This window comes from Mesorhizobium sp. W050 (assembly GCF_054719535.1).
In genome coordinates this window covers 5,508,779-5,523,743 of the sequence record NZ_JBTTIH010000001.1, presented here as the reverse complement: position 1 = coordinate 5,523,743, position 14,965 = coordinate 5,508,779, and the positions used below count along the sequence as shown (strand labels likewise).

Here is a 14,965-nt window from a genome sequence, read left to right as displayed (position 1 = left end):
TTCCCCCACTCCGTCTCGGCTTCGCCGAGCCACCTCTCCCCCCTCCGGAGGGAGAGGAAGTGTGGCGCGCCCCGTGGGGCGCGCCGGGCGCAGGGAGATACGCCCTATTTCTTGATCACGGCGTTGGCCTTGCCAGCCGCTTCCTTCAAGCCTGCCTCGGGGTCGCCGCCGAGATAGATCTTCTGCATGGCATCCGAGGTGATCTGGGCGACTTCTTCCCAGCCGGGGATGACCGGTGCAAAGCGGGCGTCGGGCAGCAGCGCGGTGAACGCTGCCAGATCGGCATTGTTGACGTAATAGTCCATCTTGGCCTCTTCCTTGTTCACCGGCAGGAAGCCTTCCCCTTGCGTGAACTTGGCGCGCTGTTCGGTGGTGAACAGGAAGTCGAGCAGCTTCCAGGCCTCATCCTTGTTCTTGGAATTCTTGAACATGATGATGGAATCGGTGACGCCGTACGTGCCGCGCGCGCCGGTCGGTCCGGCGGGGATAGCGGCCACGCCATATTTCAGGTTCGGCGCCTCGTCCTTGATCTGGTTGGACAGGAAGGGCGCGGTGATCATCATGCCGACCTTGCCCTGCTTGAACAGGTTCTGGACGTCCTCGCGGTTGTTGGAGGTGACGCCGGGTTCCGTCAGGCCTTCGTCGATCATCGACTTGTAGAGCTTGGCGGCTTCGAGCGCGCCCGGCGTGCCGAGGCCCGACGTGCCATCCTTGTTGAGAATCTCGGTGCCTTGCGACCACATCGCATAGTAGTAATAGACGTCGGTCTCGATCTCCTTGCCCTGCAGGCCGAAGCCGAACGTGCCGGTGCCCAGCGCCTTGATCTTGCGCGCATCCTCCTGCAACTCGGTCCAGGTTGCCGGCGGGTTGGCGATTCCGGCCTTCTCGAACAATTCCTTGTTGTAGTACATGGCGCGCGCCGAAGCCGCGATCGGCAGGCCATAGGTCTTGCCCTCCATGATCGACGGCGACAGGAAGGTGTCGATGAAGCGGTCCTTGAAGTCTGGCTTGATGTAGGCGTCGAGCGGCTCGGCGACATCCTGCTGGACGAAATCGATCAGCCAGCGGGTGCCGATGATCGACAGGTCGGCATTGGTGCCGGCGGTGATGTCGGTGGTCAGCTTCTGCAGCAGCACGTCCCACGGCACAACTTCGAACTTGACGGTGATACCCGGGTTGGCTGCCTCGAATTCCTTTTTCACCGCTTCGAAATACGGGCCGGTCTTGGCGCTGTATTCGGCGACGGTTACGCGCACCTCGCCGGCATCTGCTTGGGCGGCCAGGGCGAGCAGGCTCATTCCGGCCATCAGGCCGACAGTCCATTTTGCAAGCTTCATTCGATCTCTCCCATTTGATTGGCGCCTGCGCTCTTGCGGCTTTCAGGCGGCCATGGCTTTATGTGACTTTCCTACATTATCCTTCATTTCACGCCGTGCAAGCGGATTATCCTGTTGCTTAATTACATTTCCTAAAATAGCGTTTTCCGACTATCGTGGATCCCAGGGAGGCGCGCAGGGTGGTTTCAACGGCCGAATTCGCGGGCAAGACCGTGCTGGTGACCGGCGCCGGCGGCGGGCTCGGCTCGGCTATTGTGGCGCTGCTGGCCCAACGAGGCGCGCGGGTCGTCGGCTGCGACCAGTCGCAAGATGCGTTGCGCAGCCCACACCTGGCGTCGCGTCACGCCTTCGACCTCCTCGACCGGGCTTCCATCGAGGCGGCGATACCAGCGATCCTTGAGAAAGATGGCGTTCCCGACATGCTGATCAACAATGCCGGCTGGACGCGCGCAGAGACGCTTGCCGCATTGACACCCGATAAGATTGAGCACGAGCTCGACCTCAATCTGACCGGGGTGATGCTGTTCGCCGATCCACTGATCAAGGCGATGGCCGCGCGCGGTTCGGGCAGCGTCGTCTTCATCTCTTCCGTCAACGCCATCGCCCACTTCGGCAACCCGGCCTATGCCGCAGCCAAGGCCGGCATCAATGCCTATGCCAAAGCGATCGCTGTGGAACTCGGCCGCAACGGGCTGCGCGCCAATGTCGTCTGCCCCGGCTCGATCCGCACCGCCGCATGGGACCATCGGCTGGCCAAGAACCCGGATGTTCTCGGCAAGCTCAAGCGGCTCTATCCGCTCGGCCGCATCGTCGACGCCACGGAAGTGGCCGAAGCGGTGGCCTTCCTTGTTTCGGATCGCGCATCGGGGATAACCGGCGCGGTGGTGCCGGTCGACGCCGGACTGACCGCCGGCTTCCTGCCCTTCATCGACGACATATTGGGAGCCTGACCATGACCGATGTCGAGTTCCGCGACCTGTCGAAATCTTTCGGACGCCATAAGATCCTCGAAAAAATCAGCCTCGACATCAAGAGCGGCGAGTTCGTCGTGCTGGTCGGCCCTTCCGGCTGCGGCAAGTCGACCTTGCTGCGCATGCTGGCCGGGCTGGAGCCGATCACCTCAGGCGACCTCTTGATCGGCGGCGTGCGCGCCAACGATTTGCCGCCGCAACAGCGTAACATCGCGATGGTCTTCCAGTCCTATGCTCTGTTTCCGCACCTGAAAGCGGCCGACAATATCGGCTTTGGTCCCAAGATTCGCGGCGAAAGCCGCACGGCAATCGACGACAAGGTGAAAAAGGCGTCCGGCGTCCTCAACCTGTTCTCCTATCTCGACCGCTATCCCCGGGAACTGTCGGGCGGCCAGCGCCAGCGCGTCGCCATGGGCCGCGCCATCGTGCGCGAACCCTCGGTGTTCCTGTTCGACGAGCCGCTCAGCAATCTCGACGCGCAATTGCGCGTGCAGATGCGCACCGAGATCAAGGCGCTGCACCAGCGGCTGAAATCGACCATCGTCTACGTCACCCACGACCAGATCGAGGCCATGACCATGGCCGACCGCATCGTGGTGATGGACCGCGGCAAGATCCAGCAGGTCGGCGCACCGCTGGAACTCTACGACCGTCCCGCCAACAAATTCGTCGCCTCCTTCATCGGCTCGCCGTCGATGAGTTTTGTCTCCGGCGCCCTGAAGACGACGCCCGAGAAAAGCTGGTTCGAATCGGCCGGCGGAGGGCGACTGTCGCTCGGCAGCAAGACGGTGCCGGCTGGCAGCACGGTCGAGGCCGGCATACGGCCCGAACACTTCGTCATCGGCGAGGCTGTCGACGCGATGGCGATCAAGGTCGATGTCGTCGAGCCGACCGGCTCGGAAACCCATGTCTATGGCGCCATCGGCGCTGACACGGTGCGCGCCGTATTCCGCGACCGGGTTCAGGTCAAGCCGGGTGAACTGCTGCCGGTCTCGGTAGCGCCGGGCAACATCCATCTGTTCGACACGGCGACAGGCCTGCCGCTATGAGCGCCGGCATGAAAACGAAAATACCACGATGAAGACGACAACCCAGAAATGAAAACGCCGGCCGACATCATCACGCGCCTGCAGCTGATGTCGCAGGACGGCACCAAATCGGACCGCCGCCTGGCCGGTCTCGTGCTCACCGATCTCGACTTTGCCTCCAAGGCGGCAATCTCGGAAATTGCCGCGCGCGTCGGCGTCAGCGAGCCGACAGTCACCCGTTTCTGCCGCAATCTCGGCTGCGAGGGTCTGCGCGATTTCAAATTCTACCTGGCGCAGGCGATCGCCATTGGCGGCCAGTATCTATCGCCCGAACCGCTGAACCGGGACGCGCGCGAGCAGCGCATTGCGTCGGCCATCACCGAAGCGGCAATCGCCGCCATCCAGCGCGCCAGCGAAAACCTCGACATGAAGACGCTGGTGGGCGTGGCCGCGCGCATCGTCAGTTCGGGCAATGTGCTGTGCATCGGCTCCGGCGGCATTTCCTCGATGATGGCGACCGAGATGCAGAACCGGCTGTTTAGGCTGGGCGTGCCGGTGCTGGCGCAGATCGACGGGCAGTTGCAGCGCATGTATGCCGCGGTCGCTACGTCGGAGACGACGTTGATCGCGTTCTCGGTGTCCGGCTATGCTCGCTCGGTGATCGACGCCGTGCAGGTTGCCCAGCAATATGGCGCCACCACAATCGCCATCACCCCGCCGGAGTCAGCGCTCGCCAAGGCCGCCGACACTGTCGTCCAGTTCCAGTCGCTGGAGGACGGCAACATCTACAAGCCGACCTCGTCGCGCTATGCTCTGCTGTCGATCATCGACATGATCGTCACCTCCGTGGCCGAAACGCGCGGACCCAGGGTTCTCGAAAACCTGCGCCGCATCAAGCAGAGCGTGAACACGCTGAAGGTCGACGATCCGAAGTTGCCGCTGGGGGATTGAGAGTGGGGCGGAAACTGCCAATCTCCCCCCTCGTGGGGGAGATGTCCGGCAGGACAGAGGGGGGCGCTGTTCCGCCGACAGATCAAGGGGCTGCATGCCGCAACGCTGGATCTTCGATCAGCCGCTGAGCGCCCCGATACGCTGCGCCAGCACCGCCGGATCACCCCCGACAATGCACGGTCTTCAGCCGCGCCGTGCCGCCTGCAATGACCGACACGACCGATGCCGGAACGCCCAGCGCCTTGGCCACCAGCCGTTCCAGCGCCGCATTGGCCCGGCACGGCGCGCACGCGCGCCTTCAAATGGCTGCGCCCGCCGACGGAGGTTCGACGGCTTCGAGCCTGTCCACCGAAGACTTGGGTGTCAGCCGGATAAACAGGTCGATGCCGTCGGCGCGCAAGCGGAATGGCGCGCTCATGCCATCGTCAGGCTCACAGGACCAGCGGCGCTATCGTGGTGAGAATGAGCTGCCTGAGAAAGAACAGGAGCAGAAGCAGGATGATCGGCGAAATGTCGACGCCGCCGAGGTCGGGCATGAACCGACGGATCGGCCGCAGCGCCGGCTCGGTCAGCCGGTAGAGCATGTTGCCGATGCTGCCGACAAATTGATTGCGCGAGTTGACGACGTTGAACGCATAGAGCCAGGAAAAGATCGCCGAGGCGATGATGACCCACCAGTACAGGTCCAGCGCCATGACGATTGTTTGAATGAGGGCGAGCATGCCGGTCTCCGATTGTTGCCGACATGTAGCCATTGCGCGCCAAACCGGCAAGGGCCGGTCGCCTATAAGCACCGGGCACAAGGGATTTCGGCAAAACCCCGCCTTGACAGGAAACCGCCGCCTTCGATAAATGCGCCATCCGCTGGACGGGGCTGTAGCTCAGCTGGGAGAGCGCGTCGTTCGCAATGACGAGGTCAGGAGTTCGATCCTCCTCAGCTCCACCAGCGGAATTTTCCTGCCTGTCGACACATCTAAGTTCCGAGACGTCTCGTCAAAGCCCCGCCTTCGCTGCGAGATAGGGCGCCAGGGCAAGCGAGTAGCTGGCGGTCAGATGATGACTGTCCCGCCAGACGATGATGTTGCCGACAACTGCCGGGCATAGTTGCGGCCCGCAAATGGCATCGAGCATATCGATGGCGCGCACATTTTTCTGTCCTTCCGCGGCCAGCGCCAACACGTTGCTCCGCTCAATATCGCTCAGTTTGGTGACGCATTTCGTTGGGGTCGAACTCAGGCATTCGCCCGGGTCGAATTTCATATAGGGCGTGTTGCGGATGGCAACGATTTGCGAGCCGGCGTCCGTCAGCCCGCCCCAGAGACTTCGCAGCCCCTCGATCATCACGTCTTGCTGAACCGCTCCGTAATTGGACTGGCTGGTGAAGATCAGATCCGGTTTCAGCTTTAGGATCTCGGCAAGCACCTTTTCGTGCCACTGCGCGCATAAGACGTTGGGTTTGCCATCCGCCGTGATGGCCACGCGGGTGAATGGGCAGGCGGATTTTGTAAAGGTAACCAGTTTGAAGTTGCGGTCCTTTGCGATCTTGTCCAGTGCCGGCACCCACTGGGCTGCATGAGAATCTCCCACCAGAACCATTGTTTTCGCACCCGTGGGATCGCCTAGAGAGCATCGTTTGGGCTCCGAGCTTTCCTCCTGGTGGCACTTCCTTGCATACACGACCGGCACGTCCCGCCTCAGCCGGGCCAGCGGCGGCAGAAGGTTCACACCGTCCGGGACCACGGCGCCGGAGACGAGAGCGGCGGGCCCAGGGTAGGAAGGCGTGCCGATCAGCGCGGTGTCGATGCGTTCGGTCTTCAGAAAGAGCAGCAGGCTGCCGGATGCGGCCACGCATGTGAGAACCGCCGCGGTGCCGTATCCCAGCGGCTTCCACCAGGCGCCGCCCCGAGCTTGCCGGTAGCGCTGCTCAACATATCGATAGGACAGATCCGATAGAAGCAGGGTCGCCGCAATCAGGCCGAAACCGCCGGCAAGGGTCAGCGAATGACCCTGCGCCTGGAAGATGGTGATCAGCGGCCAATGCCATAGATAGACCGAGTAGGAGCGATCGCCGATGAAACGAAGTGGCAACGAATCGAGCCCACGAAACCGGCCGACTTCAACCTCGCCAGCCAGGATGACCAGCACTGTGGCCAAGGTCGGCAACAACGCACTGACGCCGGGAAATGGAGTTGCAGCGGAAAACAGCAAGGCGGACGCAACGATGCCCAGGATGCCGGCGATCGCCAGCCACTGTCTAGTGAGTGCCGCCAGTCGAAACTGGTGTTCGGTCAGCACCAGCAGACCACCCAGCGCCAATTCCCACAGGCGGGTATGGCTGACGAAATAGGCCTGGGCCGGATCCGTCGCCGTCAAAACGACGGAGGCAACAAGTGATGCCGCGAAAATGAGCGACAACGCCCCGATCAAGCAGGCCCTCAGCGGAAGGTCACGGCGGCGCGCCAGCCAGATCACGCCGATCATCACCAACGGCCAGGCGATGTAGAACTGCTCTTCGATGGAAAGCGACCAGTAGTGTTGCACCGGGCTCGGCAAGGTGTCGGCCTCGAGATAGCTGACCGCAATCGAGGCCAGCCGCCAGTTCTCGACATAAAGAGCGCTCGCCACGATCTGGTTGCCCATTTCCTCCCAGCGCGCCTTTGAGATGAAAAGCAGCGTGCCCAGCAATGCCACCAGCAGCACCAGGGTTGCTGCCGGCAACAACCGTCGCACCCGTCGCGAGTAGAATTCGATCAGTGAAATCCGGCCGCCGCGCAGCGCCATCTGCGCCAGCAGGCCCGTGATCAGATAGCCAGAGATGACGAAAAAGACGTCGACGCCGACATATCCGCCAGGCAGCACATCCGGCCATATGTGATAGACCACGACAAGCGCGACCGCCAAGCCGCGCAGCCCCTGTATTTCGGGTCGAAACCGACGGTTCTGATCGATTGTCACCGGATATCCCCAACAGTCTCAGCCGGCCTGGATCAACCGGCAGTCCGCGCCACGATCTTCATAAGGGCAGAGTGCCGTGAGGCAAGAGCCGATCGCAGCAGTTCATTCCCTTTCCGTCTCCAGTCCGCTCACCAGCGTGTCGACGAAACCCAGCAGCTCACTTTCGAGGTCGGTGGACGCCAGGCCAATGAAACGGTCTTCGAGCGAGATGGCGACGATCCCATGCACGGCGGAGAACAGCGTGCGCGCGCGGGCCAAAAGCTCCGGCGTTGCCGCCGCCGGGAGCAGCTGGGCCAGCGGCTCAACCAGATGCTGGACCAGCACCGCATGTTCGGCCAGATGCCATTCGGGCACCGCCACGCCTGGCGCCATACGGTGCTCGAACAGCGCCTTCCACGCCATGCGGTTGTCGCGGGCGAAGCCGAGATAGGCCTTGGCCAGCGCCTTCAGCCTTGCCCTAGGCTCGGCGACGCCGGTCGCCTCTTGCTGCAGGGCCGCCCCCAGCCTGGCCAATGTGATCGAATTGACGTGCAGGATGAGCTCGTCCAGGTCGGCGAAGGCGGTGTAGAGCGCGCCCAGCGCGCAGCCGGCATCGGCCGTGATGTCGCGCGCACGCAGACCGGCGAGCCCCGAGGACTGGATGCGCGCTTGCGCGGCCTCGATCAGCCTGCCTTTGAGGTCCTCGCGTTTGGCGTCCCGTTTTGCGGTCATTAACCTTCTCTTATGCGCAATCATGAACACCGTTCATTTTCTCCTTGAACGCCGTTCACAATGTGCTACTTTGCCTCATGAACAACGTTCATAGAGGAGAAACGGAAATGTTGAAACAGTTTTTTGCTCTCGTTCGCGGCCGAAGCTACGAAGCCGCCGAGGCGGTCGTCGACCGCAACGCGCTGATAATCCTGCGCCAGCAGATCCGCGATTGCGCCGACGCTATCGCGGCCGCCCGCCGGGCGGTTGCAATTGCCATCGCCCAGAACGAACAGGAAGTCGCGCAGTACAAGAAGCTTGTCCTCCGCATCGACGATTTGGAGAAGCGCACGATCGCCGCGATCGAGCAGGGACAGAATGAACTGGCCCGCGAAGCCGCCGAAACCATCGCCATGCTGGAAGCCGAACGCGACGCCTCCGCCGAGGCGCAGAAAAGCTTCGGCACCGAGATTGAGCGTCTCAAGCGGATTATCCGCGTCTCCGAAATGCGCCTGCGCGAATTGCAGCGCGGCCAGCGCATCGTTGCCGCGGTCGACTCGACCCAGCGCCTGCGAGAAAGCGCGCCCGGCTCCAGCCTGTCGGCGCTCAGGGACGCCGAGGAGACGCTGCTGCGCCTGCGCACCAGGCAAAAGCAGATGGACGACACCGCGGCCGCCATGGCCGAGATGGAACAGTCGGGCGATCCTGCCGCGGTCTCAGAGAAGCTTGCGGCCGCCGGCTGCGGTGCGCCGCTGAGAAGCAGCGCCGACGCCGTGCTCGAACGGCTCACGAAGACCATGACCAAGCCGGCCTGATCGTACCCGGCCTGATTGTTATCCAGTCTGATTGTATCCAGCCTGATTGTATCCAGCCTGAAACAGACCCACGCCCAACCAACCTAACCTTGAAACGAAAGGACCATATCGATGACCCCGAACACCTATTCCCCCAAGGACTCAAGCGCCTGGAAGACCTTCACCATGGCCAGTTTCGCCGTTGCCGCCACAATGATGGCCGGCGGCATCTACTTCATGGAGGCGAGCTTCGCCGCCAAGGGGTTTTATGCCATGGCCGCCATCATGCTCGTGCACACCTCGATCACCATCACCAAGACACTGCGCGACTCGGAAGAGGCAAGCCGCTTCATCAACCGGCTGGAAGACGCCAAGACCGAGAAGTTGCTGATGGAAGTCAGCCGCAGTAACGAAGTGTAACCGGGTTCCCGCTAAACAAGGCTCAACGCGCAAGACCGCTGATCAATCCAGTCAGGATTTTCACCGGTCTTGCCCAATGGAAGTCGCCGCTATGGAAATCGCCCCGATCAATCGTCCCACAGCTCATCTGATGACATCCAGGCGCTTTGCGCCCTTGTTCTGGACGCAGTTCCTGTCCGCCTTCAACGATAATTTCCTCAAGAACACGCTGGTGTTCCTTATTCTGTTCACGCTGGCGGCGGACCAGGCGGCATCACTGGTCACCTTGGCGGGCGCCGTCTTCATGGCTCCCTTCCTGCTCTTGTCGGCGCTCGGCGGCGAGCTCGCCGACCGCTTCGACAAGGCTCTCATAGCCAAGCGTCTGAAATTCGCCGAGATCGCCGCGGCGGGTGTCTCCGTCGTCGGCATCGCCCTGTCGTCCATTCCCGTGCTGATGACGGCGCTGTTGATGTTCGGCATCATCTCGGCGCTGTTCGGACCGATCAAATACGGAATCCTGCCCGATCACCTCGAACGCAAGGAACTGCCCAAGGCCAACGCCTGGATCGAGTCAGCCACGTTTGCCGCGATTCTCGGCGGCACCATAGCCGGCGGCGTCGTTTCCGCCGATGGTATCGGCGTCGCGGTGTTCGGACCGATCATGATGGCGCTCGCCGTCGGTTGCTGGCTCGTCAGCCGCTATATCCCGTCCACCGGTTCGGCGGCGCCCGACCTTGTCATCGACAAGAACATCTTCCGCTCGACCTGGCGCCAGGTCACCGAATTGCGCACCGACACGCGCATCTGGCGCGCCGGCCTGATGACGTCTTGGTTCTGGCTGATCGGCGCCATCGTGCTCTCGCTCCTGCCGGTCCTGATCAAGGATTCGCTCGGCGGCAACGAAATGGCCGTCACCGTCTACCTCGCCGTGTTCGCCGTCTCGATCGCCATCGGTTCGGCCATCGCCGCCTGGATGTCGCAGGGCCGCATCGTGCTGTTGCCGGCACCGGTCGGCACGGCGCTGCTCGCCCTGTTCGGCCTGCATCTCGCCTGGACCATCTCCGGCATGACGCCGTCGCCCCAGGCGGAAACCCTTGGCGCATTCTTCGCCGGCCCAAACACGATCCGCGTCGCCATCGACCTCGCCGGCATGGCCATTGCAGCCGCTTTCCTGGTGGTGCCGACCTTCGCCGCCGTGCAGGCCTGGTCGCCCGAAGCGCGGCGCGCCAGGGTCGTCGCCGCCGTCAGTATCGTCAATGCCGGTTTCATGACTGGCGGCGGCATCATCATGGCCCTGATCCAGACGAAGGTCTCGACCGGCGGCATCCTGTTCGGCCTCGTCGCGGCCAATGCGATTGCCGCCTGGCTGATGCTGAAATATTTGCCGACGAACCCCTTCCGTGACTTCGTCTCCATCCTGTTCCGCGCTTTCCTGCGCCTCGAAGTCGAGGGTATGGAAAACCTCAAGGCGGCCGGCAAGGCGCCGATCCTGGCGCTCAACCATGTCAGCTTCCTCGACGGTCCGCTCGCCTTGACGCTGACCGATGAGGAGCCGGTCTTCGCCATCGACTACACCATTGCCCAGGCCTGGTGGATGAAGCCGTTCATGAAACTTGCCCGCGCTTTGCCGCTCAACCCGGCCAAGCCGATGTCGACCCGCACGCTGATCAAGATCGTGCAGGGCGGCGATCCGCTGGTGATCTTCCCGGAGGGACGCATCACGGTGACCGGCGGCCTGATGAAGGTCTATGACGGCGCCGCCATGGTTGCCGACAAGACCGGCTCGATGGTTGTGCCGGTGCGCATCGACGGGCTGGAGAAGACCTACTTCTCGCGGTTGAGCTCGCAGCATGTGCGCCGCCGCCTGTTCCCGAAGGTCAAAGTGACCATTCTGGAACCGGTCAAGCTCGAGGTGCCGCAAGAGCTGAAGGGCCGCAAGCGCCGCGCCGCGGCGGGTTCCGCGCTCTACCAGGTGATGTCGGATCTCGTTTTCCGCACCCAGGACATCGACAAGACCGTACTGGAAAAGATCATCGAGACGGCGAACGAACGCGGCATGAATCAGCTCGCAGTTCAGGATCCGATCACCGGTTCTCTCAGCTACAGCAAGCTGCTCACGGCTGCCGCCGTGCTTGGTGAGAAGTTCCAGAACCTTTATGCCGACCAGCAGACGCTGGGCATCATGCTGCCCAACGCCAACGGCTCTTGCGCGACGCTGCTCGGCGTCATGTCCGCCGGCAAGGTTCCGGCGATGATGAACTTCACCGCAGGTGCTGCCAATATTCTGTCCGCCTGCAAGGCCGCCGAAGTCCGCACCGTGCTGACGTCCCGCGCGTTCGTCGAACAGGCAAAGCTCGGCGCTGTAGTCGAGGAACTCGGTCGCTCGGTCGACATCGTGTGGCTCGACGATCTCAGAAAGACCATCAGTCTCAAGGATAAGCTGCTCGGCTTGCTGCGCAAGTCGACGCCGCGCGCGAAACGCAAGCCCGGCGATGCGGCGGTGATCTTGTTCACCTCGGGTTCGGAAGGCACGCCGAAGGGCGTCGTTCTGACCCACCGCAACATCCTGGCCAACGCCGCCCAGGCGGCGTCGCGTATCGACTTCCATTCGGGCGACAAGGTGTTCAACGTGCTGCCGATCTTCCACTCCTTCGGCATGACCGCGGGCACGGTGCTGCCGTTGATCTCCGGCGTGCCGGTCTATTTCTACCCCTCGCCGCTGCACTACCGCCTCGTGCCGGAACTGATCTACGGCTCGAACGCGACGATCATCTTCGGCACCGACACCTTCCTCTCCGGCTATGCCCGCACCGCGCACCCCTACGACTTCCGCTCGATACGCTATTGTTTTGCCGGCGCGGAGCCGGTCAAGACAGCGACGCGCATGACCTATATGGAGAAGTTCGGCGTCCGCATACTCGAGGGCTATGGCGTCACCGAGACGGCGCCGGTGATCTCCATCAACACGCCGATGTACAATCGCTCTGGAACCGTCGGCAAGATCATGCCCGGCATGGAATACCGCCTCGATCCGGTCCCCGGCGTCGACGAAGGCGGCCGGCTGTTCGTGCGCGGCCCCAATGTCATGGCCGGTTATCTCCGGGCCGAGAAGCCCGGCGTGCTCGAACCGCTGGAGGACGGCTGGCATGATACGGGCGACGTCGTCGCTATCGACGAAGGCGGCTTCATCACCATTCGCGGCCGCGCCAAGCGCTTCGCCAAGATCGGCGGCGAGATGATCTCGCTCGCCGCTGTCGAAGCGCTGGCCGGCGAATTGTGGAAGGGCTCGCTGTCGGCGGTCGCCACGGTGCCCGACGCGCGCAAGGGCGAAAAGCTGATCCTCATCACTGAGGCATCCGGCGCCACACGAGCGGAATTCCTCGCCTACGCCAAGGCCAACGGCGCCATGGACCTGATGGTCCCGGCCGAAGTGCGGGTGGTCTCAAAGGTACCGGTCCTTGGCTCCGGCAAGCTCGACTTCGCCGCCGTGACAAAAATGGTGCGCGACGAAGAGGCCTTGAAGACCAAGGCCGCCTGACCCGGCTACGGCAACGGGCCGACGCAAGAGCCGGCCCGTTCAGTATGATCAACCCTTCGCATGCCGCTGCGAGATCAGCATCGCCATGCGCTGGACTGCCCGCAGCTCCATTTCCACGCCCGGCGACGATGCCAGCGCCGGCATGTTGAGCGCCACCACGGTCAACGGCTCGAGCGTCGCCAGCAGCACATGGGTCGCCTCAAATTTCTCGAACAGCCAGGCCAGCTGCTCGCGTATATCCTGGTCGACTGGCGCCCCCGGCTGCGTATCGGCGAGCGAGCGCACGGGCTCCTGCTCTAGTGCACGGGCCAGCACCTTCAGGTCGAAATCACCGAGGTCGGCTGCCGGCAGGATCAGCGCACCGTCGACAAGAATATGGCTCTGCAGGCCGCGCAGGAAGCGCGCCGAATCGGTGAGGTCGCCCTCGGCCATATGCTTCAGCAACGAGTCGCGGCGCTTCTCCGCGGTGAGGCTGACGCTGTCATTGTAGATGACTGCCAGCAGCGTCGCCGACAGCACGATCACCACGCCCTGCACACTGCCGCGCCAGCCGAGATCGTCGATGCCGCCCAGCGCCAGCCCGGCGAAAACCGAGCTCAGCGTAATCACGGTAAAGGCGCCGATCGTGTCGCGATGGCCGAGGCTCGCGCGTCCAAGGCCGATCGTCAGCCAACACAGGAACAGGATGGCGATGCCGCCAAGCCGAACCGGCACTTCGAACAGGCCGGGCCGGTAGTCGGTGACCATGAACGGAATGATCAACAGCAGCGACAGCGCCATGCGCTCGACCGTGCGGTTTTCGGCCGCCGACAGGCTGTCGCGATCGCGCGTCATCACCAGCCAGCCGATGGCGAGAAAACCTCCGAACTGGAAGGCAAGTAGTACCGCCATCCGCCATGGCTCGGCAAAGCGTTCCGGGATCGGCGCCAGCAGTAGAAACAGCAGGGCGCCGCCGGCGGCAAAGAACTTTAGCGCAAACGGCGCATGCCGGCGCAACAGCCCCTCGGTCAGCAGCAGTGCGGCCAGCGGCAGCAGGCCCGCCGCCGCGATGGTGACGAAGCGGAAGAGTGCGAGGCCGGTAGTCCAGTCGAGGATGCGGCAGGCGAGCAGAACCGTCAGCACCCGCAAACCGAACAGAAAACGCCGCGACAGCGGATCGCCGGTGTCGCGCCCGCCGACGACCGATATCACGATCAGCAGCCCGAACAGCGCCGCCAGCGAGGTGATGGTGTCGGCCACGAGCGTGTCGTCGAGGTTCATCGGTCAGCGCCCATCAGCTCACACCCAGGCATCATCACGGATGAAGCCATCAGCGTGTCCATGGTCTCAGCACATTCCATTGGCGGCTGCTATCCGCCCAGTGTACCACCGGCAAAACCAGCCGCTGCAGCGTGGCCGCCGCACCTGCTACCGCAAGGGCGGCAAGCGAGCCGCGCGGAACCGCGTCGGCGAGATAGGTGCGCGCCGACTGAAAGCTCATCTGTCCGATCTGCAGCACATCATCGCCGCGCGTGTAGTCGAGTTCCTTGCGGCAGAACTCGTTAAAGGTCTCGACGCGGTGCTTGGCCGCCTCGTCGAAGGTCTTCTTCAGATCGTCCGAGCCGCCCGTATAGGCGTTGGTGATGACGAAGCGCTCTTCGTCGAAACCAGCTTCGGGGCCGACACCGAAGACATGGCGATGGCGCGCCATGATCTGCCGCGCCAGAAGCACATGGGTAAGCGAGCGGCGCGCGCCGGCATGCGGTCCTGGGAACACATTGCTGAACGCCTCCGCGACCATGCCGACGACAGCGGGTACCTGGGTGACATTGGAAATCCAGATCGGCCGCAGTTGATTGCGCAAAAACATCAGGAAGCAGGTCAGGCCGTAGAGGATCCAGCTCAGCCCGCGGCTGCGCTCGTCGGGATCGATCATGACCAGACCGAGGTGCAAGACTTCATAGGGCTTGCCGGCGAGCGATATCTCCATCAGCGCCAGCGAGTTGAAGGCGATCGGCTGCCGGTCGCTGCGCCGGTAGACAATGGTGATGATGGAATGTTCCAGCCGGCTGCGGTCGCCGGAAAACACGCCATAGGTCAGGCTGCCGAACTTCAGTGTCTTGGACGCTACCAGCCGCAGATCGCTGCTCAGCTGCTCCAGTTCGGCAGCCTTCATCCAGCGCCCGGGCCGCTCCACGACGCGCGTCTCGTAGTCGGCGGATACGCGCATGCGCACATCCATGAACCGACCCGGCAGCAGCTGCAGAACCGCCTTGAGCACTATTTTTCCCCTTGGCAAGAACTCCGACCGTATAGTGGCCGC

At 63.0% G+C, this 14,965-nt stretch carries 12 protein-coding genes, 1 tRNA gene and 1 pseudogene; 7 read left to right on the top strand and 7 right to left on the bottom strand.

The window, feature by feature from the left end; translation table 11 throughout:
• Positions 1-104: 104 nt before the first annotated feature.
• A complete protein-coding gene (locus ACYG9Y_RS26700; protein WP_023737939.1) occupies positions 105-1,337 on the bottom strand; it encodes an ABC transporter substrate-binding protein in 1,233 nt (410 codons plus the stop codon).
• Positions 1,338-1,516: 179 nt separating this feature from the next.
• Here ACYG9Y_RS26700 and ACYG9Y_RS26695 point away from each other — a divergent pair, with 179 nt between their 5' ends.
• The 3 genes from ACYG9Y_RS26695 to ACYG9Y_RS26685 are packed head-to-tail and all read left to right on the top strand — an operon-like array spanning position 1,517 to position 4,287.
• Positions 1,517-2,287 (top strand): SDR family NAD(P)-dependent oxidoreductase, encoded by a 771-nt coding sequence (locus ACYG9Y_RS26695; protein ID WP_023737940.1) that lies wholly within the window; start codon positions 1,517-1,519, stop codon positions 2,285-2,287.
• 2 nt (positions 2,288-2,289) lie between these two features.
• Positions 2,290-3,357, top strand: a complete 1,068-nt coding sequence (locus ACYG9Y_RS26690) for an ABC transporter ATP-binding protein (RefSeq protein ID WP_023737941.1) — start codon at positions 2,290-2,292, stop codon at positions 3,355-3,357.
• A gap of 48 nt (positions 3,358-3,405) precedes the next feature.
• Positions 3,406-4,287 carry a MurR/RpiR family transcriptional regulator gene (locus tag ACYG9Y_RS26685; RefSeq protein ID WP_023737942.1) on the top strand — a complete coding sequence of 294 codons (882 nt, stop codon included), beginning with the start codon at positions 3,406-3,408 and terminating at the stop codon, positions 4,285-4,287.
• A 117-nt stretch (positions 4,288-4,404) separates the two neighbouring features.
• Here ACYG9Y_RS26685 and ACYG9Y_RS26680 read toward each other — a convergent pair.
• A pseudogene (locus tag ACYG9Y_RS26680) lies at positions 4,405-4,705 on the bottom strand (DUF167 family protein).
• Between the two features lie 13 nt (positions 4,706-4,718).
• Positions 4,719-5,009, bottom strand: a complete 291-nt coding sequence (locus ACYG9Y_RS26675) for a YggT family protein (protein ID WP_023668602.1) — start codon at positions 5,007-5,009, stop codon at positions 4,719-4,721.
• 148 nt (positions 5,010-5,157) lie between these two features.
• Between ACYG9Y_RS26675 and ACYG9Y_RS26670 the strand changes: the two genes are divergently transcribed.
• Positions 5,158-5,233 (top strand) — tRNA-Ala (locus ACYG9Y_RS26670).
• 47 nt (positions 5,234-5,280) lie between these two features.
• Here ACYG9Y_RS26670 and ACYG9Y_RS26665 read toward each other — a convergent pair.
• Together ACYG9Y_RS26665 and ACYG9Y_RS26660 are read right to left on the bottom strand one after the other, a co-directional pair.
• Complete coding sequence (locus ACYG9Y_RS26665) at positions 5,281-7,242, bottom strand: acyltransferase family protein (RefSeq protein ID WP_084014270.1); 1,962 nt, start codon at positions 7,240-7,242, stop codon at positions 5,281-5,283.
• A gap of 102 nt (positions 7,243-7,344) precedes the next feature.
• Complete coding sequence (locus ACYG9Y_RS26660; protein WP_023737945.1) at positions 7,345-7,953, bottom strand: TetR/AcrR family transcriptional regulator; 609 nt, start codon at positions 7,951-7,953, stop codon at positions 7,345-7,347.
• A gap of 107 nt (positions 7,954-8,060) precedes the next feature.
• Between ACYG9Y_RS26660 and ACYG9Y_RS26655 the strand changes: the two genes are divergently transcribed.
• From ACYG9Y_RS26655 to ACYG9Y_RS26645, 3 genes are all read left to right on the top strand, one after another.
• Positions 8,061-8,747, top strand: coding sequence for a PspA/IM30 family protein (locus ACYG9Y_RS26655; protein WP_023737946.1), 687 nt, complete (start codon positions 8,061-8,063; stop codon positions 8,745-8,747).
• A 111-nt stretch (positions 8,748-8,858) separates the two neighbouring features.
• The gene (locus ACYG9Y_RS26650) at positions 8,859-9,146 is read left to right on the top strand and encodes a YiaA/YiaB family inner membrane protein (protein ID WP_023668598.1); all 288 of its coding nucleotides are present in this window, start codon (positions 8,859-8,861) and stop codon (positions 9,144-9,146) included.
• 91 nt (positions 9,147-9,237) lie between these two features.
• On the top strand, positions 9,238-12,663 hold the full coding sequence (locus ACYG9Y_RS26645) for an acyl-[ACP]--phospholipid O-acyltransferase (RefSeq protein ID WP_023737947.1): 3,426 nt from the start codon (positions 9,238-9,240) through the stop codon (positions 12,661-12,663).
• 48 nt (positions 12,664-12,711) lie between these two features.
• Here the strand turns inward: ACYG9Y_RS26645 and ACYG9Y_RS26640 are convergent, their stop codons facing one another.
• Both ACYG9Y_RS26640 and ACYG9Y_RS26635 read right to left on the bottom strand, forming a co-directional pair.
• Positions 12,712-13,923, bottom strand: a complete 1,212-nt coding sequence (locus ACYG9Y_RS26640) for a hypothetical protein (protein WP_023730197.1) — start codon at positions 13,921-13,923, stop codon at positions 12,712-12,714.
• A gap of 49 nt (positions 13,924-13,972) precedes the next feature.
• Positions 13,973-14,923, bottom strand: a complete 951-nt coding sequence (locus tag ACYG9Y_RS26635) for a hypothetical protein (RefSeq protein ID WP_027050529.1) — start codon at positions 14,921-14,923, stop codon at positions 13,973-13,975.
• Positions 14,924-14,965: the final 42 nt, after the last annotated feature.